Consider the following 18759-nt stretch of genomic DNA (forward strand, 5'->3'; position numbering starts at 1 on the left):
CACCTCGATTTTAACACCTGTTTAACATTCCCGCGCATCGTGACATATTAAGCATCGTAAAGATCCGACCAGTAGCCATGCACATTTATTATAGGCTGCAACGTTTTTCCAACTTATTGAAAGCATTGGAAATTGGTCACTTAATGACCAACAACTCAATTAGGACGAGAGGCAGTATGTCAAAAAAACTATCAAGAAGCGCCCTTGCGGTCGCCATTGCTCTCACCGCCCCAAGTGCTTGGAGCGCGGGTTATCAAGTTGCTGAACACTCAGCAAGCGGACTAGGACGCGCATTCTCTGGCGAGGCAGCAGTCGCCGATAACGCTTCAGTGCTGGCACGTAACCCCGCAGCCATGACTATGTTCGAAAGAACCAGTGTTTCTGGTGCACTGAGCCTTATCGATCCAAATGTAGATGTAACCCATGAAGGACCATCTCGAAACCAAAAAGCTGAAGACGTGGCGCCATTCGCCATCGTTCCCGCCTCCTACATGATTTCACCAATTAACGACAGGCTCTCATGGGGAATTGGATTATTCACCACTTATGGTGTTGCGACAGATTATCCTGACGACTTTAGTCTCGGTCGCTCAGCCGGTGATACTGCACTTACAACAGTTACGTTGAACCCAAGCATCGCATGGAAAGCGAGTGAGAATCTAAGCCTTGGTGCTGGTCTTAATGCTGTCTATGGCGTTGCTGAACTCAATCGCCACAAAGGTTTACTCTCGTTCAACGGTGCAAACGGTAATGCGTCTGACAAGCTAATCACTATGGAAGGCACAACGTATGCTTTTGGCTGGAATATCGGTGCACTCTTTCAAATGGATGAGAGCAACAGATGGGGTCTGGCATACCGCTCTCAAGTGACCCTTGATTTTGAGGGTGACTTTACAGATCACACAGGCGCCGCAGCCAACCTAGCTCCTGGTACTACCGTAAAGGGAGATTTAGAGGCAATTCTTCCAGCCACAATTGAAGCTTCGGGTTTCCATCAGCTAGATGACACATGGGCAGTTCATTACAGTATTCTGTGGACAGAGTGGAGTAAATTCAAAGAACTTCGAGCAACTAATAGCCAATGTAATTCTGCAGATGGGGCTGGGGTATGTTTCTTAAAAGAGGAGCATTATGAAGATGCTATTCGTTGGTCAATAGGAGCGACTCACACACTCAATGACCAATGGCTGGTTCGAGCCGGATTCGCATTTGATGAACAAGCAGGAGAACCAACCTTGAGTATTCCTGATACCGATCGCTATTGGTATTCAGCTGGAGCCACCTACAAGTACACGAGTGATCTTACATTCGATGCTGGATTTACTTTCATTAATAGTAAATCGAATTCATTCGTTGAAGATAACGAAAACTTTAGTAGCACTGGTAACGCTCTCATCTATGCCCTGCAAGCAAACTACCAATTTTAATCTCAGCGGATGACAAAGCAGTAACGAGGGATTTTATGAAAACAAAACTACTAACAATCTTGGTGTCAGCCGCGCTCCTGTCAGCATGTAATGACTCAGGTATTTCTGGCGAGCCGACAAAAGCACAAACAACAGTCGATTTCAATCTAGACCCAGATAACTTAGCACCTGTATCTCCAAGCTTCCTGTCAATGGATAGCACTGATGGTACGCTAGCCTCTGACGGTTTTTTAGGTTCATCCAGTTATTCAACTGATATTTCTGATCCTGCTGTTGCTCTAGGTAAAAGTGATGGCTGGGGAACCACCGCACCTTTCTTAATAAACTTCCAAGGTAACGCACTTGATGCATCATCAGCTCCCCAAGGCTTCCACATCATAGAAAGCGGTGACCCTACCTCTGCGGATTTTTCCACTTCTACCAGAAAGAAACTGACGGTCGATCAGGACTACACAGTTACTGCTGAAGGCACAACATTGGTCGTTCGGTTTATTAAGCCATTAAAGTCGGCTAGCAACTATATGTTTGCAATTACCAACGACTTGAAAGATGTAAATGGAAGTGGCGTAGATTCCTCCACAACATACTCGGTTTTAAAAGGCTCTATACCTATTCCCGCTGGCTCGGAAGCACTTTTACCGGCAAAAGACATCACCCAACAAGTTGAAGCCGAGTTTAGTAAAGAAGGAATAGATTCTCGTAAGATTGTCTTCTCTACTTGGTTTGCAACACAATCTGTTGGTGACACGCTTTACGCTACAAAAGGCGCAATTGCGACTGCGGTTGGACTGGGTAACAATTTCAATGCAATCTGGAAAGGTTCAGCAAATCCAAATAGTGTTGATATGTCACAGGCCTATATAATGACCGTTCCAGCGTCAGGGCAGGACTTCGCGACAGCTATTCAGTCAGACACTAGCTTTGACACATACATAGATCCCGATGGTACTGTTGAACCAGCACTACTAAACTCTTACGCTGCTAATAGCGTTACAGTAACCAGAGGTACCGTTAAGCTTCCATACTTTCTGGAGAAAGACTCAAGCACATGGAACAAAACCCCATTTGAATCTGGTATGCCAAGCCTGGCTATCATTTCAAACGCATTGAACAGTACTGAAAATGCATCCGTAGTCGCACAACAACTTGTAGGACAGGCAATTGATGTCACCAAACTTGCTTCAGACGCGTCTGAGCAGTTGAAACTCGTCGGTGTGACACTAAATGATGCAAATGGAAATCAATTGGATGCGGAGAGAGTTATAACTCGTTACAGTCCAATCCCCCAGGTTAAGTCGTTAGACGATGTACCGTTCCTTTTGTTCACACCAACAACCACATCTGGTGCAATGGAATTAGTCATCTATCAACATGGCATTACATCTGCGAAAGAAAGTGCTTATGTTTTTGCAGCAAACTTAATAAATGGAGCAAAGCTGCTAGGGAAAGACATTGCTATACTCGCCATTGACCAGCCAATTCATGGTGAACGCAGCTTGGATGCGACGCGCTCTGCAAACGCAGATCCTACAAATTACCTAAACTTGGCCTATCTGCCAGTGGGAAGAGACAACCTGCGTCAAAGCATATTGGATAATGTGGGTCTTCGTGCAGCGCTAACTGTGTCGCAAGCTGCGGGTCTATTCACGGGCACACCTTTGGCAACACTTGATAACACAGCTACCACTCCACCTTCACTTTTCGGGCATTCCCTTGGCGGAATTACAGGTTTTGGAACGGTAACCACCGCAAATAGCACGTTGAATGATGCGGCTGGCGATAGCTTGTTTAAATTCTCGCGCATTGCCGCTGCGAATACCGGTGGCCAAATAGTGGATTTACTCATCGGGTCGGAAGCGTTTGGCCCTCTAGTGACTTCGCTTGTGACAGCTGGTATTCCTGAGTCAGAACAAGCAGGTGTACTCTCTCTTTTTGCATCTGCAGCACAAACTGTTATCGATCCGACAGATCCAATCAACTTAGTCTACGAGTCTGACCTTAATGGAACAAACGTCCTTGCTGGACTACCAATCTACATGCAACAAGTGAAAAATGACGCCACAGTCCCAAACTCTGTTGAAGATCGTCCATTGGCAGGAACAATTCCTCTTGCTTCACTGATTGGTTTAAACGTTGTTAACAGCCAATCGCAAACAACTAAAGACGGCCGTAACTTCACCAAGTTTGGCAGCGTGGGCCAACACAGCTCTGTCATCGCCCCTCAGAACGAGGACTTCAGTGACATAACTTACACTCAGGAAATGCAATCTGAATTAGTTCAATTCTTGAGTGGTGCTGACGTGAACTTTAGTGTGAATGACGCTAGTGTGCTCGAATAACACTATCTTTTGATTGTCCCAATAGGCCAGCACCCGCTGGCCTTTCTCCTCTCCAATCCAATTCCTTTCAAATTCCCCTCGACAATGCAAAAAATATCAGCAAACTGTGATCTTCGTCTTTTTGGGATAGATTTTGCCCCGTTGGGTATTTGTAGGGATAGGAAGTAATGAATCCAGTTGTTATTGCTGTTTGCGTGATGCTGGCGTTGGCACTTTTAAGGGTCAACGTGGTGGTTGCGCTAACATTTAGTGCCGTCTTGGGCGGCATGGTCAGTGGTCTAACACTGCCCGAAACCATTTCTGCGTTTGAAGGTGGCTTAGGTGGTGGAGCAACCATCGCGCTGAGTTATGCCATGTTGGGCACCTTTGCAGTAGCGATTAGCCGCTCCGGCATCACGGACCTTTTGGCGCAATCCGTTGTTAAAAAGCTGAACGGCAATGAGAACCAAAATGCCTCCGCGGCGCTGAAATACATGGTGCTTGTGGCTCTTGGCCTGTTGGCAATCTCGTCCCAGAACGTGATTCCCGTACACATCGCATTTATCCCTATAGTGATCCCTCCTTTGCTACATGTGTTTGCCAAGCTGAATCTTGACCGTCGATTGGTGGCCTGTGTGCTGACCTTTGGCTTGATCACACCTTATATGGTGTTGCCAGTAGGTTTCGGCGGCATTTTCTTGAACAACATTCTGCTTAAGAATTTGCACGATAACGGTTTGGATGTCGTCGGCAGTCAGGTGCCGCAAGCCATGTTACTGCCAGCGGCTGGTATGTTGTTTGGTGTGTTGGTTGCAGCCTTTATCAGCTACCGCAAGCCTCGCCACTATTCTGAGGAGAAAATTCTGGCTGCAGAGCCTGAAAAAGCAGAGTTCAAACCGCAGAATATTTTGGTTGCTGTAATTGCTATCGCCGCTGCACTGGGTGTACAGCTCACCACAGGCTCTATGATTGTCGGTGCACTGGCTGGCTTTATGGTATTTACCTTTGGTGGTGTGATTAAGTGGAAAGACACGCAAGATGTGTTTACCCGCGGCGTTCACATGATGGCGATGATAGGCTTTATCATGATCTCTGCAGCAGGTTTCGCGGCCGTGATGAAAGCGACTGGCGGTGTAGAAACACTGGTTGCTTCTCTGGCATCCACCATTGGTGACAACAAACCGCTGGCAGCACTGTTGATGTTGGTCGTTGGCCTTCTGGTGACTATGGGTATCGGTTCTTCGTTTTCAACAATTCCGATTATCGCCACCATTTACGTGCCACTGGCGTTGGCGTTTGGCTTCTCACCGATGGCGACCATTGCCTTGGTAGGTACTGCGGCGGCGTTGGGTGATGCAGGCTCTCCCGCTTCCGATTCAACCTTGGGCCCGACTTCAGGCCTGAACGCCGATGGTCAGCACGAGCACATCTGGGATACCGTGGTGCCAACCTTTATCCACTACAACCTGCCGCTGATTGCGTTTGGTTGGATTGCAGCGATGACGCTGTAACCAGAACGACAGATACAAAAAAGCCGCTGTTTTGTCAGCGGCTTTTTTATAAGAAGGAAAACGCTTAGCTGTTTTCTTCTGCGTCGCGGCGCGTCGCTGCGTTTTTGATCAAAGGCTGAAGCTCACCCTTCTGGAACATTTCCAGGATGATGTCACAACCGCCGATCAGCTCACCATCAATCCACAGTTGTGGGAAAGTTGGCCACTGCGCGTAGATTGGCAGCTCAGCACGGATATCCGGGTTTTGCAGGATATCGACGTACGCAAATTTCTCACCACACGCCATCAGCGCTTGGCTAGCCTGAGAAGAAAAGCCACAGCTAGGCAGCTTCGGCGAGCCTTTCATGTAAAGCAGGATTGCGTTCTCTTCAATCTGCTGTTTGATTTTATCAATAGTTTCCATTACTTCCTCGAACACCAAGTGTGATGATGACAACGATTCTAACTGTGTTAGCGATGGAAAAAAACGCCTAAAATCTCTAGGGTCAAATTCCGCCGCTTTTTTTAAAATTATTCTTTTAATAAAGTAAAAACTTGCTAAACTGTTTCGCAGTCGGTCTATAAGTAGATTCGTTCACTTATGGGTACTACCTAGAGTGTACGACAAATCTACAGGAAGCAATAATGTCAGGGGGCGACCCCGCCTATCATGGAGAATCGAGTAATGGCATTTCAACTACCAGCTCTTCCTTACGAGAAAAACGCGCTTGAGCCACACATCTCTCAAGAGACTCTGGAATTCCACCACGGTAAACACCACAACACTTACGTTGTTAAGCTTAACGGCCTGATCGAAGGTACTGAGCTTGAGAACAAATCTCTGGAAGAGATCGTTAAGACTTCTACTGGCGGTGTTTTCAACAACGCAGCGCAAATCTGGAACCACACTTTCTACTGGCACTGCCTGAGCCCAAATGGTGGCGGCGAGCCTACTGGTGATGTTGCAGATGCAATCGCTAAATCTTTCGGTTCTTTCGAAGAATTCAAAGCGAAGTTCACTGATTCAGCAATCAACAACTTCGGTTCTTCTTGGACTTGGTTGGTGAAAAAAGCTGACGGTTCTCTGGATATCGTTAACACTTCAAACGCAGCAACTCCACTGACTGAAGACGGTGTAACTCCACTGCTGACTGTTGACCTGTGGGAACACGCTTACTACATCGATTACCGCAACCTGCGTCCAGACTACATGAATGCGTTCTGGGCACTGGTTAACTGGGAATTCGTAGCACAGAACCTGGCTGCTTAATTCCAAGTTAAGCGCTTAAGTGTTGATAGATACCTCGCCTCGGCGGGGTATTTTTTTGCGTGTTTACTAGGGGCACAAAAAAACCGCTGATAATAATCAGCGGCTTTTGTTCGTTGGCTAAGTAGTGTTTATGCTACTTCAGAAAGGATGATACGCAGTGTACGACGCAGCGGCTCAGCTGCACCCCAAAGCAATTGGTCACCCACGGTGAATGCATTGAGGAAGTCGTTACCCATCGCCATCTTACGCAGACGGCCAACAGGAACAGACAGTGTACCGGTCACTTTGGTTGGAGAAAGCTCTTGCACCGTGATATCACGCTCGTTCGGGATCACTTTTACCCAATCGTTGTGTGACGCGATGATGCTTTCAATTTCATCCATTGGTACATCTTTCTTCAGCTTCAGTGTCAGTGCCTGGCTGTGACAGCGCATCGCACCGATACGCACACAAGTACCGTCGATAGGTACTGGGCTGTCTTGAATGCCAAGGATCTTGTTGGTCTCAACCGTCCCTTTCCACTCTTCTTTGCTCTGACCGTTTTCACGTTTCACGTCAATCCAAGGGATCAGTGAACCTGCCAGCGGAGCGCCGAACTCAGACGTTGGGAAATCACCAGAACGCATTGTTTCAGCAACCTTGCGGTCGATATCCAGAATAGATGTCGCAGGGTTTGCCAGATCCATGCTGACAGCGTCGTTGATGGTGCCCATCTGGGAGATAAGCTCACGCATGTTTTTCGCGCCTGCACCCGACGCCGCTTGATACGTTTGCGCAGTCATCCACTCAACCAAGCCTTCTTGGTACAGACCACCTACTGCCATCAACATCAGGCTGACAGTACAGTTACCACCCACATAGGCTTTGGTGCCTTTGTGAATGCCTTCTTGAATTTGTTTGAAGTTCACTGGATCCAGTGTGATGATCGCGTCATCTTTCATACGCAACGTAGAGGCCGCATCAATCCAGAAACCTTTCCAGCCGGCCGCCAGCAGTTTTGGATATACCGCTTCGGTGTAGCTGCCACCCTGACAGGTAATGACGATATCCAGCGTTTTCAGGCTTTCGATATCGAATGCATCTTGCAGCATTCCCGCATCTTTGCCGTAATTTGGCGCAGGGATGCCTACTTGAGAGGTACTGTAGAATACTGGCTCGATAACGTCGAAATCACCTTCTTCTACCATGCGTTGCATCAGTACGGATCCGACCATACCGCGCCAGCCGACTAAACCTACTCTTTTCATTCGCACTCACACTCCTTGTAATAAAATTCTCCGCCTATATTGAAAAGTCACAACACAAATAACAAGCAAAAACTGCGCATATTTGTATCGGCAAAGAACTAAAAATAAATCGTAACGGACAAAGGGCACAACGGGCCACGATAATGCGACGCACTGCAAGCGAACAGAGAGATCCTTAAAGCGTTTTTAGACAGCGGAGGGATCAGAACAATGTGTCTTCAGTGAGGGCATCTCGCCGTGACGGAATATTAACGCTATCGCGTCATGCCAAGGTGATCAATGTAACAAATATACAAACATCAGTAAAACGAGAACCAAACAGTAGCACGCCAATCCCGCCAACAGAAAAATCACACCCAAATAACGTCCCGTCACCTGCGATAACATCCCGTGCGCAAAGGTCACAGAAACTAAAATACTTGTTCCCCGTACTCACCCTCTTTCGATAAAGTACCCGCCGCCGCCAGGAAGGTAGCTTTCAAGCCCATAGCCAGTGTTCACTTCACTACCCTCTGCCAACAGGCAATAGGTATCTCAGGCAGGAGCCACAGGGCCAAACTCAAAAAAGGTTTGAACTATGCAAAGACACCCGGTGCGACTTCCTTCTGTATTCCAAGTATTCGCAGCGTTAGGTCTGTTCCTGTTAATGGCGTTTTCTTTTACCGCCCAACTAGACCTGCCTATCCAGCTTGCTCTCTACATTGGCTGGTTCGTGATCATCGGACTCGGCATCAAGCTGGGACACAGCTACAAGGAGCTGGAACAGGCGGCCACCCAAGGCATAGCTAATGGTCTCGGTGCTGTTTTGATCTTGTTGGCAGTTGGCGCTCTGGTCGGCACCTGGATAGCTGGCGGTATCGTTCCAACTATCATTTACTACGGTTTAAAGGCGATTCACCCTTCTATTTTCCTCGCCGCGACCATGATTATCTGTTCGCTGACTGCATTGGCAACCGGCACGTCCTGGGGCGCTGCAGGTACCGCAGGCATTGCGATGATGGGGATTGGACAGGGCTTGGGCGTTCCCGCACCAGTGACAGCAGGCGCTGTGCTTTCAGGCTGTTACTTTGGTGACAAGCTGTCACCACTTTCTGATTCCGTGATCCTCGCGTCTTCCATGTCAGGCGTTGAAATCGTCGAGCACATCAAAGGCATGCTACCTATCGCGCTTATCAGCTACATCATCACTGGCATTCTCTTTACAACGCTGGGTCTGCACTACGCGGGCAATGTCGATATGGCTCAGGTGAACGATGTGATTCTAGCGATGGAACAGCAGTTCGTGATCACCCCGTTGAGTTTTGTGCCTGTGGCGATCGTACTGGTATTGCTGGCGATGCGCTTACCCTCATTCCCCGTAATTTCTCTGGGCTCTGTGCTTGGTATTGTCTGGGCCATCGTGGTTCAGGACATGAACCCACTGACAGCGATGAACACTGCTTGGGCACCTTTCTCGATTGAGTCTGGCGTCTCTTTCATTGATGCGATTTTGAACCGCGGTGGTATGGAATCCATGCTCGGTTCTGTAGCGGTGATTGTGTTTGGTTTAGGTTTCGGTGGTCTTCTAGATAAAGTAGGCGTGCTGGAAACCATCGCCAAACTGTTCGAGCGGAAGGTAGAATCTGCAGGCAGTCTGGCAACATCCACTATCGGTACTGCGTTCCTGGGTAACGTGTTTGGCTCTGCCATGTATGTATCACTGATCCTGACCCCTAAAATCTGCGCCAAGAACTACGATCGCCTCGGTTACCAACGCAAGAATCTGTCACGTAACGCCGAGTTCGGCGGCACGCTGACCTCGGGCATGGTGCCTTGGAGCGACAACGGTATCTATATGGCAAGCATTCTGGGTGTAGCGACGCTTTCCTACGCGCCGTTCATGTGGCTGAGTTTCGTGTGCATTATCGTCACCATTCTGACCTCTTATATGGGCTGGTTCGTTGACCGCTGCCCACCAACCACCGAAGCATCAGAACCAGCAAGCGAAGACAGTCGTGACGCTGTTGCGCAGAAAGCCTGATTCTGAATGATTTTATAAGGTGCCTTTCGGGGCACCTTATTTATCTATGAGTACGGTTGTAAGACGGATTTCCCACCGCATTTCATATCGGCGATAAATGTTTTCCCAAAATAGAAATCTACCGATAACGGCAGTAAAACAGGTTCGCAACACCAAAACCTGACTCAGATCTCATATCACTGCAAAACTACCAGCGTCCTATATTTTCTGTAGCACGGATTGATTCCAATCAAGTTTCCCCTCCCCCGCGCAAGCAAAATCAATACGTTCTTTTATTTCAAATTTTTTGGGGAAACATCATGTCCACTCCTGCGCAACAGGCGCGCAAAGTCACCGTCGGCAGCTACATTGCCCTCGCCTTTGCCGTCGTATTCTTTTCGGGCCTGCTTCAGTCCAACCAATGGTATGGCATCTTTGACTTCACCACGCTGAATGGCTCATTCGGTAGCGTGGTTTATGATGTGAATGAAACTGCTGAAGGCGTGGAAGCAGCGACCACGTCTCTGCGTGGTAAAGGCGGTAGCGGTGCACGTGATGGTTTCCTGTTCGCGTTGACGCTTATCCCAACTGTGATGTTCGCACTGGGCATGATTAACGTGCTGGAGCACTACGGTGCACTGGATGCTGCACGCAAGCTCCTAACCCCACTTCTCCGCCCACTCATGAATATTCCAGGCAATACCGGTCTGGCACTGATTGCTTCCCTGCAAAGCACTGACGCGGGTGCAGCCATGACCCGTCAGCTCAAAGATGAAGGTCAGCTCACCAAACGCGAAACCGATATCTTCACCATGTTCCAGTTCTCTGCGGGTGCCACCATCGTTAACTTTTTCTCTTCCGGTGCCGTTCTCTTCACCTTAACGCTGGCTGATGGCTCTATGGCCGTCACCTCTTCAATTGGCCTCGCTGTCGGCGTGATGTTCATTTTCAAAATCGTCGGCGCAAACCTTTTCCGCGTTTACCTGAACATCACTGAAGGCAAAGGAGATAAAGCAGAACAAGCGATGACCGAGGAGAAAGCATAATGAGCGTTGCAAAGAAGCCGATGGTAACTGACATTTTCGTTGAAGGCGCAAAGAAAGGCTGGACCATCGCGACCATGTCCACAGTGCCAAACGTTCTGATGGCTTTCGTGATCATCAAAGCGTTGCAAATTACCGGTGCGCTGGATGCCATGGGTACCCTGTTTTCACCCATCATGGCAATCTTTGGTCTGCCGGGTGAAGCCGCCGCGGTGTTGATTGGTGCATGGATGTCGATGGGCGGCGCTGTGGGCGTGGTTATCACCCTGTTCGACCAAGGCATCTTGAACGGCGAACACATCGCGATTCTAGCGCCAGCTATCTACCTGATGGGTTCACAGGTTCAGTACCTCGGCCGTATCCTTGGCCCAATCGGTACTGAAGGCCGCTACATTCCAGTGATGATCTTCATCTCTGTGATCAACGCATTCGGCGCAATGTTCGTCATGAACATTCTGGTTTAACGACTTTTCAGGCACAGCATTCGCTGTGCCTTTTTCATTTGGGTCTTTTGCCCCCAGGAAAGCGGGAGATTTTATGAGTTTCGATTTGAATGCGTATCTGGAAGAGCTGCGCCCACTAATCAATCTCGATTGCGGTACTTTAACGGTCGAAGGCATCGAAAAAGTGGCTGACATCATGGCCGAAAAATACGAAGAAATGGGTGGCTGGCACATTAAACGTGTTGATTGTGGCAAGGCGGGTTCTGGCCTGGAAATCCGTAACAAGCCAGAAAACGACGTGATTGATCTGATGCTGATTGGCCACATGGACACGGTATTTCCAGTTGGCACCGCCGCTGCCCGCCCAATGAGTGTTGATGAACAACGCGCATACGGCCCAGGCGTGTCTGACATGAAATCAGGTTTGCTCAATGTGGTCTATGCCCTGCGCTCGCTCGATAAAGCCGTTCTCGACAAAATGTCGATTTGCGTTTGCATGAACCCTGATGAGGAAATCGGCTCACTGCACTCTGAAACCTGGCTCAAGTCGGTCGCGAAAGATGCGCGTACCGTGCTGGTTGCAGAAGCTGCCCGCGCTGACGGCTCGTTGGTAAAAGCACGCAAAGGCATGGCGCGCTACAAAATAACTTTCAAAGGCAAAGCGGCACACGCGGGTAACGAACCGCAAAACGGCCGCAGCGCGATTTCAGAAATGGCGCACTGGATTCTGGCTATCAATGCGATGACCAATTTTGAATCTGGCACCACATTGAACGTGGGCGTGGTTAACGGCGGCGCTGGTGCAAACATCGTTCCAGAACACGCAGAAGCGATTGTCGACGTCCGTTTCTGGGATAACGACGAGTACGCCGATGTCGACAAAAAAATCAGTGCTCTGACCGAGAGCCCTTTCATCGAAGGTGTATTGGTTGAGCTTGATCGCCAAGCTTACAAGCCTTCTATGGTGCCAAGCGAAAAAACAGAAAGTCTGATGGCAATGGTTGAGGAAACTGGCCGTGAACTGGGCATGGAGATTACCTGGCAAGCAGTCGGTGGCGGATCAGATGCCAACCTAACGGCAGTGCTGGGTGTTCCTACACTGGATGGTCTGGGCCCTATTGGCGCGGGCTTCCATAGTGATGAAGAATATCTGGTTCTGAATTCCATTGAACCACGTATCGAACTGCTTAAGCGCGTGATCACCAAACTGGCAGGCTGATACGCGTTTTAGAAACAATAAATTTTGGAGAGAATAAAGGGGCGTTAACGCCCCTTTTCTTGTCGTATCGATTGTCAGGATTTATAGCCCCTTAGCGAATCGAGATAGTCTGGCAGGAACAGCGAGATCTGCGGAATGTAGGTGATCAAAATCAAGAAGAACAGAAGCAGACCTAACCAAGGCAGTGCAGCCTTGATCGCCCATCCCATACTCTCTCCTGTGATCCCCGCTGTCACAAACAGGTTGAGTCCTACCGGTGGCGTCAGCATCCCAATCTCCATGTTAACCACCATGATGATGCCAAGGTGAATGGGGTCGATACCCAGCTGCATAGCAATCGGAAACAGAATAGGCGCCATGATCAACAAGATAGCGGATGGCTCCATAAAGTTGCCCGCAATCAGCAGCAGGATATTCACCACAATCAGGAAGCCCCATGCCGGTAACCCCCACGCCACGATAGTTTCTGCAATCGTATGTGGAATACGCTCCGTCGTCAGCACATGGGCAAACAACATGGCATTGGCGATGATAAACAGCAGCATAATGCTGACTTTCGCCGCATCGCGCACCACATGGTTCACTTCCTTGTCGGTGAATGATTTCACCATCACCAAAGGCAATGCAGCAAAGTTACGCAGCAACATGGAAACGGTGCTTTCACCTTCCTTACGCCAAGGCGTGTTTTTCAGCGGACCAATATCACGGTAGCCCCAAACACTCACCAACCAGGCGTATACCGCTGCCACAGACGCCGCTTCGGTCGGACTCGCGACACCGCCGTATATTGACCCCAACACGATGATGATCAGCATCAGTCCGCCCAGTGCATGCAGGAAAGAGCGTGACAGTGCAAACACACCGGGGAACGGTTGTGCTGGCAACCCTTTGATGCGCGCGACGATATAAATCGCAATCATCAAAATGCCGCCCATCATCAGGCCAGGAATAAAACCTGCCATAAACATGCGAGACGCCGACACCTCAGTCGCAGCCGCATAAACCAGCATCACGATGGAGGGCGGGATCAAAATACCTAGCGTACCCGCGTTGGCAATAACACCTGCCGCGAACGCTTTTGGATAGCCCGCTTTCACCATACCCACGATAACGATCGAACCAATCGCAGCTACCGTAGCAGGAGAACTGCCGGATACCGCCGCAAACAGCATACAGGCCATCACAGACGCCATGGCCAGACCGCCACGGATATGACCGACGGAATCAATCGCAAAATTGATCAGCCTGCGTGCGACACCACCTGTCGACAGGAACGCGGAGGAAAGGATGAAAAATGGGATAGCCAACAGGGTGTAGTGTTCGCTGGTTGCTTCAAACAGCTTTAGCGCAATGGATGCCAGCGAGTCATTGGAAAACATCAGAATGGTTGCGACGCTCGACAAACCCAGCGCAATCGCGATAGGCATGCCCATGAACATGCAGAGGAATAGCAACCCAAATAATACGGCGATGGTCATTTGTTTTGCTCCTCTCGGCTTTCCATTTCCCTCGTCACCTCTTCAGCAAGGTGCATGCTCTCTTTTGCTTCGTCGACCAAACCAAATCCCGCACGAGTACCTGTCATCACTTCATAGCCAATGGTCAGGACACGTAACGTCAACAGTCCAAAACCCAACATCAAGCAAGACATGGCTTTCCATTTCTCAATCGGCAAGTCTTCCATTTCAATGCCAATCATTTTCATTTTGCTGAGATAAACCCACGACCCATAAATAAACAGTCCGCAGTAAACCAAGCAAAACGCCAGTGCCACCAGCGTGACCATTTTTTGCATGCTGGGTGAAAGGTGTTTGATGGCAGCATCCACACCAATATGTGCGCCTTCACGCAACCCCCAGGATGCGCCCATCAAAACCAGCCAAGCTGACAGATACAGCGTCAGCTCTTGAGCCCAGAGCAAACCCTCGTTGAAAAAGAAGCGAAGAATCACTTCAAAAAACACCAGCAGTGTCATTGTCACCAGAAGCAGGCCAATCGCTCCTTCTTCGAAACGGTGTAACAACTTAACCATTTGGAACTCCCGAATAAAAAAGCCCGGAACGCTTAAACGACCGGGCTACTGCAATTTACTGGTTTGAAGCAACAGCGGCTTCAATCACCTCTGGACCAATTTCATCCTGGAATTCTGTCCATACAGGCTTCATGACTTCAACCCACTGCTGACGTTCAGCATCTGTCAGGGTAATGATTTCGCTGCGGCCTGAATCCAGAATATTCTGGCGGTCTTTCATGGCTTTATCGTTGGCAATGGCGTTACCGTGTGCAACCGCTTCGTCCAGTGCTTTTTTCAGTACCGCTCGGTCGCCATCTGGCAAATCATTCCAGAACTCCATCGAAGTCGTCACCATGTAATCCAACACGCCGTGATTAGATTCGGTGATGTATGGTTGCACTTCGAAGAACTTCTTGGAGTAGATGTTTGACCAGGTATTTTCCTGTCCATCAATCGCGCGGGTTTGCAGCAGGGTAAAGACTTCTGAGAAAGGTTTCTTCAGCGGCACAGCTTCAACTGCCTCAAACTGGGCTGCCAGCACATCTGAACTCATGATGCGGAATTTCTTACCGTCTGCATCCGCCGGCACGCGCAGAGGATCGTTAGCAGACAGTTGCTTCAAACCGTTGTGCAGATAGCCAAGACCAATCAGACCCTTGCTGTTCACCGAAGAAAGCAGTGCCTGACCCGCTGGGCTTTGTTGGAAACGGTCCACCGCTTCCATGTCCTTAAACAGGAATGGCAGATCGTAAACCTGCAGTTTTTTGGTGTATTTCGAGAACTTGGAGAGAGAAGGGGCAATAAATTGAACATCTCCAAGCAGCAGCGCTTCCATTTCTTTACCGTCGCCGAAAAGCTGAGAGTTAGGGTAAACCTCAACCACATACTTGTCGCCGATACGCTCTGCAACCAGATCGCGGAACTTCAGCGCCATTTGGCCTTTTGGCGTATTTTCAGCCACCACATGTGAAAACTTGATGGTATCCGGTGCTGCCTGCACGCCTGCGCTCATACCTGCGCATAGCGCCAACACTGAAAACATCGTCGTTAGCTTTTTCATAGCTTTTCCTCTTCATTCCTTGTGTCGTTATGTCCCAAACACATCATTGGGAACATTTGCCTTTTAAGGTCTAGTTGAGGAAAAAGAAAAGCCGCGGTGAGAAAACAATTATTTAACAACTATCCAACAAAAGTGAGAGTTGTAGAGAAGCAAATGGGTATGAATCCACCCATGGTTCAAAAAAGTGTGATGATGCGGTAACCCAGAAGAAATGTAATTCCCCACACTCAAGTGCGGGGAGAAGCGGGAGAAGCGGGAGAAGCGTTTGTATTGATGTAGAGAGAGGTCGCTACACGATTCAATTTAATAGAGATTGGACATAATAGCGCGCAATCAAGATAGGCTTGCGCCAGCGCATTTTAGGCTCTGCCCAGCGGACAATATGATTGATCTCCAAACGCTTGGCATCCGGATAACACTGTCGGTGGCACTCGCGGCATGACAAGGTACCACTGTCACGACAACACTGCTGTGCGCGTTGTGTTTCGAACGCAATTAAGTCTGAACATTGCGTGCAGAGTTGGCTGCCGCGATGAATGTGTTTGCAATAAAGCGTTGTCATGGCGCGAACAAGCCATAACGGCTGTCGTGTTGGCGCAGACTGTGTGGGTTGAGTTTTCATAGCCGCGCTATTTTCCTCAGCCAGATCTAAAATCCCTTGACCAAGATCAAGCTTTGATGAAGAACCAACCACTGTTACATTTTCATTCAAACAAATCGCTGATATCCAGTTTCAGCACGTTTGGATCAAACACTCACGCTTCGATTTCTGCAGACAACGCCTTCACACATGCAGTGTAAATATCGTTTTCTCGTAATGGTTTACCAATGTGACCTTGCATGCCATTGCTGATACAGCGCCAGATATCGTCTTTCAACACATTCGCTGTCATCGCAACAATTGGGGTCTGCTGGTTGAAGTTGTTGGACCCTCGAATCTGACGTGTGGCTTCAAGCCCATCCATCATCGGCATCTGAATATCCATAAAGATGATGTCGTAGCCACGAATCGTGGCTTTATCGACCGCGGAAATACCGTCTGTTGCCTTATCCACCGTGAAACCAAACTTTGCCAGCATCTTCTCCGCAATCATCAAATTGATGGCATTGTCTTCCACCAATAGGCAATGCTTGCCTCTAAATGCACCATTGTTTTGTCTGAGAAGCTCCCTTCCCTTCACATCACTGCCATCTTTTTCAATTTGAAGGGGAAGGAAGACTTCAAACTCCGCGCCATGTCCTGGCTCACTGAAGACAGAAATAGAACCGCCCATCAAATCTATCAACTGTTTGGTGATAGCCAGCCCCAATCCCGAGCCACCAAATTTTCTGGTCGTCGAGGTATCGGCCTGTTGGAATTCATCAAAGATAACTTTGTGTTTTTCTGCTGGGATACCGACACCAGTGTCTTTAACCCTGACGTATACGCCTGTGTAGCCACCTTTCTCTGTGTTCATCGATACACTAAGGCGGACGAGCCCGTTTTCGGTAAACTTCAACGCATTGGAAACCAAATTCAACATCACCTGCTCAATACGGTGGGCATCACCCACAAACCGTCTTGGGCAAGCTTCCTGATAGCTGAATTCAAACGCTAACTGCGGTTTATTCTTAATGGTTGGCAGCATGAGATCTCGCACGTATCGCCCGAGTTTTTCCAAGTCGAACGGCGCTTCTTCCAGTTTCAGGTGATTGGATTCCATCTTGCTGAAATCAAGAATATTGTTGATCAAAGACATCAAGCCACGGGAAGAGTGAGCGATCACTGACAAGTATTCAGCCTGCTTGCCAGACATAGGTTCATCCTGCATCAAAGAAGCAGCACCCAATATCCCGTTCATTGGCGTTCGGATTTCATGGCTGATATTGGCAAGGAAAAGCTGTTTCGTCCGAGCGGCTTCAATTGCACGCTCACGGGTTTCCACCAGATTTGAGCTCAGCTGATTAAACTCAGAGACCAACATACCGAGCTCGTCTTTTTCTGGATAATCAATCGGAGCAAATGGTGCATCGCCTTTTTGCTGAACCAGCGCATTCCTGACTTTCGCCATCGGGCGAACAATCTGCAGGTGAATCGCGACATAGGTGATACACACCAACAAAATAGACACCAACGCCATCGCGAAGAAAAGGTCGTTTTTCAGTTGAGTGGCTTCCACCAGCAGCAGCCGTTCCGGTAATGCACCGACCAAGGTCCAGTTGGTATCAGGCAAGGTCCGGCCAAATACTAACGTTGTCTCATCCAGAATCGGGTCAGTCTCAAGATAGTGGATGAATAAGCGCTCAGTGCTGCTGAACAGAGAAAGATCCGGCATCAGGTCTGAAGCGACAGAGACTGCGTAACCCAAATCAACTTCCGGTGATGAGGCAACAATCGCTTTGGCCAAATCCATAACATTTGGATTGCTTTGGCGAAGTAAACGCTCACCTTGTGTTGCCTGACTAATCACCAAAGCCAGTTCCGCAAAATCGGGTTCATGGCTGGCAATCTCTTTCACACTGGGCAAAGGTGTCAGCGACGGGTCATGCGAGTACTTTGCATCCGGGAATGACATCATGGCACCACCACGGTCAAACATCAGCATATAACCCCCGAGTTTCTCACCACTTCGGGTCAGAAATGCTTGCAGCCGCTCCAATCTGACATCAATCGTCACAACACCAACGAACAAATTTTGGCTAAAAATCGGTACCGTACAGGTCACCATGGGCTCATTGGTGTAGGGATCGATATACGCTCTTGACCAATACGCCTTTTCTTTGGCGTATCTCGCTGGCGCGTACCATTCCGAGAGTTGGTAAGGCGTCGCGTCTTCTTCGTTGTAGTCGTTGATTCGGCGGAAAGAACCATCATCATCGATCACGATGAACACTGACGATTTCACCTTTTCCGGATCATAGAGATAAGGCTCAGGCCAAAAGCCACCACTGGCGACCATATCGCGGATGTGTGGGTTTCTGAACATATTGGCGAGCTTCTGCTCGATGACGGTATCTGAATCTTGCAGCGAGAGCGTATTTGCCAGAGAGAGGGCGACAGTGCCGACGCTGTTTGAAAGTTGCCCCAGACTTTGCGCGACGGTTTCAACCTGCGCCTCTACACGCTGGTTAGCACTGTCGCGCACCATGCTGTTACCTGTGGTATCGAGCACATATACGATGGTAATGACCACGACGGTCAGCATCATGCCCAAAATGCCCAGGGCTTTGAAGCTCATAGTTTTGTACC

15 protein-coding genes are annotated in these 18759 nt (G+C 49.0%); 8 read left to right on the forward strand and 7 right to left on the reverse strand.

All coding sequences use genetic code 11. The annotated features are described in order from the left end of the window. The first annotated feature begins 176 nt into the window (after nt 1-176). From QL223_RS19505 to QL223_RS19515, 3 genes are all read left to right on the forward strand, one after another. Complete coding sequence (locus QL223_RS19505) at nt 177-1427, forward strand: outer membrane protein transport protein (protein ID WP_281545688.1); 1251 nt, start codon at nt 177-179, stop codon at nt 1425-1427. A gap of 35 nt (nt 1428-1462) precedes the next feature. Further along, complete coding sequence (locus QL223_RS19510; protein WP_281545689.1) at nt 1463-3766, forward strand: VolA/Pla-1 family phospholipase; 2304 nt, start codon at nt 1463-1465, stop codon at nt 3764-3766. 167 nt (nt 3767-3933) lie between these two features. After that, on the forward strand, nt 3934-5256 hold the full coding sequence (locus tag QL223_RS19515) for a Na+/H+ antiporter family protein (protein WP_281545690.1): 1323 nt from the start codon (nt 3934-3936) through the stop codon (nt 5254-5256). Between the two features lie 64 nt (nt 5257-5320). Here QL223_RS19515 and QL223_RS19520 read toward each other — a convergent pair whose 3' ends face one another. Beyond that, nucleotides 5321-5659, reverse strand: coding sequence for a Grx4 family monothiol glutaredoxin (locus QL223_RS19520; RefSeq protein WP_046302831.1), 339 nt, complete (start codon nt 5657-5659; stop codon nt 5321-5323). 261 nt (nt 5660-5920) lie between these two features. Here QL223_RS19520 and sodB point away from each other — a divergent pair, with 261 nt between their 5' ends. Beyond that, on the forward strand, nt 5921-6505 hold the full coding sequence (sodB, locus tag QL223_RS19525) for a superoxide dismutase [Fe] (RefSeq protein ID WP_002541102.1): 585 nt from the start codon (nt 5921-5923) through the stop codon (nt 6503-6505). 128 nt (nt 6506-6633) lie between these two features. On the opposite strand, the gene asd is transcribed toward sodB, so the two are convergent. Further along, complete coding sequence (gene asd / locus QL223_RS19530) at nt 6634-7752, reverse strand: aspartate-semialdehyde dehydrogenase (RefSeq protein ID WP_039850385.1); 1119 nt, start codon at nt 7750-7752, stop codon at nt 6634-6636. Nucleotides 7753-8329: 577 nt separating this feature from the next. Between asd and nhaC the strand changes: the two genes are divergently transcribed. From nhaC to QL223_RS19550, 4 genes are all read left to right on the forward strand, one after another. Further along, complete coding sequence (gene nhaC / locus QL223_RS19535; protein ID WP_281545691.1) at nt 8330-9772, forward strand: Na+/H+ antiporter NhaC; 1443 nt, start codon at nt 8330-8332, stop codon at nt 9770-9772. 299 nt (nt 9773-10071) lie between these two features. Then, nucleotides 10072-10797, forward strand: a complete 726-nt coding sequence (locus QL223_RS19540) for a nucleoside recognition domain-containing protein (RefSeq protein WP_281545692.1) — start codon at nt 10072-10074, stop codon at nt 10795-10797. Beyond that, a complete protein-coding gene (locus tag QL223_RS19545) occupies nt 10797-11258 on the forward strand; it encodes a YjiG family protein (RefSeq protein WP_002541098.1) in 462 nt (153 codons plus the stop codon). The genes QL223_RS19540 and QL223_RS19545 overlap by 1 nt, the downstream gene beginning before the upstream one ends. Nucleotides 11259-11331: 73 nt before the next feature. Then, nucleotides 11332-12456, forward strand: coding sequence for a M20 family metallopeptidase (locus tag QL223_RS19550; protein ID WP_281545693.1), 1125 nt, complete (start codon nt 11332-11334; stop codon nt 12454-12456). A 74-nt stretch (nt 12457-12530) separates the two neighbouring features. On the opposite strand, the gene QL223_RS19555 is transcribed toward QL223_RS19550, so the two are convergent. The 5 genes from QL223_RS19555 to QL223_RS19575 all read right to left on the reverse strand — a co-directional run bounded on the left by QL223_RS19555 (nt 12531) and on the right by QL223_RS19575 (nt 18748). Further along, nucleotides 12531-13934 carry a TRAP transporter large permease subunit gene (locus QL223_RS19555; RefSeq protein WP_281545694.1) on the reverse strand — a complete coding sequence of 468 codons (1404 nt, stop codon included), beginning with the start codon at nt 13932-13934 and terminating at the stop codon, nt 12531-12533. Beyond that, complete coding sequence (locus QL223_RS19560; RefSeq protein ID WP_002541094.1) at nt 13931-14488, reverse strand: TRAP transporter small permease; 558 nt, start codon at nt 14486-14488, stop codon at nt 13931-13933. Before QL223_RS19560 ends, QL223_RS19555 begins: the two co-directional genes overlap by 4 nt. 55 nt (nt 14489-14543) lie before the next feature. Then, nucleotides 14544-15530, reverse strand: a complete 987-nt coding sequence (locus QL223_RS19565; RefSeq protein ID WP_002541093.1) for a TRAP transporter substrate-binding protein — start codon at nt 15528-15530, stop codon at nt 14544-14546. A gap of 298 nt (nt 15531-15828) precedes the next feature. Further along, nucleotides 15829-16152 (reverse strand): nitrous oxide-stimulated promoter family protein, encoded by a 324-nt coding sequence (locus tag QL223_RS19570; RefSeq protein ID WP_039850388.1) that lies wholly within the window; start codon nt 16150-16152, stop codon nt 15829-15831. A gap of 133 nt (nt 16153-16285) precedes the next feature. Continuing rightward, the gene (locus tag QL223_RS19575) at nt 16286-18748 is read right to left on the reverse strand and encodes an ATP-binding protein (protein ID WP_281545695.1); all 2463 of its coding nucleotides are present in this window, start codon (nt 18746-18748) and stop codon (nt 16286-16288) included. Between the last annotated feature and the right edge of the window lie 11 nt (nt 18749-18759).

Source organism: Grimontia sp. SpTr1, assembly GCF_947387585.1.
GTDB lineage: Bacteria > Pseudomonadota > Gammaproteobacteria > Enterobacterales > Vibrionaceae > Enterovibrio > Enterovibrio indicus.

Coding starts and splice junctions, on each gene's coding strand:
- QL223_RS19505 (WP_281545688.1), top strand. CDS start 177: ATGTCAAAAAAACTATCAAGAAGCGCCCTTGCGGTCGCCATTGCTCTC.
- QL223_RS19510 (WP_281545689.1), top strand. CDS start 1,463: ATGAAAACAAAACTACTAACAATCTTGGTGTCAGCCGCGCTCCTGTCA.
- QL223_RS19515 (WP_281545690.1), top strand. CDS start 3,934: ATGAATCCAGTTGTTATTGCTGTTTGCGTGATGCTGGCGTTGGCACTT.
- QL223_RS19520 (WP_046302831.1), bottom strand. CDS start 5,659: ATGGAAACTATTGATAAAATCAAACAGCAGATTGAAGAGAACGCAATC.
- sodB (WP_002541102.1), top strand. CDS start 5,921: ATGGCATTTCAACTACCAGCTCTTCCTTACGAGAAAAACGCGCTTGAG.
- asd (WP_039850385.1), bottom strand. CDS start 7,752: ATGAAAAGAGTAGGTTTAGTCGGCTGGCGCGGTATGGTCGGATCCGTA.
- nhaC (WP_281545691.1), top strand. CDS start 8,330: ATGCAAAGACACCCGGTGCGACTTCCTTCTGTATTCCAAGTATTCGCA.
- QL223_RS19540 (WP_281545692.1), top strand. CDS start 10,072: ATGTCCACTCCTGCGCAACAGGCGCGCAAAGTCACCGTCGGCAGCTAC.
- QL223_RS19545 (WP_002541098.1), top strand. CDS start 10,797: ATGAGCGTTGCAAAGAAGCCGATGGTAACTGACATTTTCGTTGAAGGC.
- QL223_RS19550 (WP_281545693.1), top strand. CDS start 11,332: ATGAGTTTCGATTTGAATGCGTATCTGGAAGAGCTGCGCCCACTAATC.
- QL223_RS19555 (WP_281545694.1), bottom strand. CDS start 13,934: ATGACCATCGCCGTATTATTTGGGTTGCTATTCCTCTGCATGTTCATG.
- QL223_RS19560 (WP_002541094.1), bottom strand. CDS start 14,488: ATGGTTAAGTTGTTACACCGTTTCGAAGAAGGAGCGATTGGCCTGCTT.
- QL223_RS19565 (WP_002541093.1), bottom strand. CDS start 15,530: ATGAAAAAGCTAACGACGATGTTTTCAGTGTTGGCGCTATGCGCAGGT.
- QL223_RS19570 (WP_039850388.1), bottom strand. CDS start 16,152: ATGAAAACTCAACCCACACAGTCTGCGCCAACACGACAGCCGTTATGG.
- QL223_RS19575 (WP_281545695.1), bottom strand. CDS start 18,748: ATGAGCTTCAAAGCCCTGGGCATTTTGGGCATGATGCTGACCGTCGTG.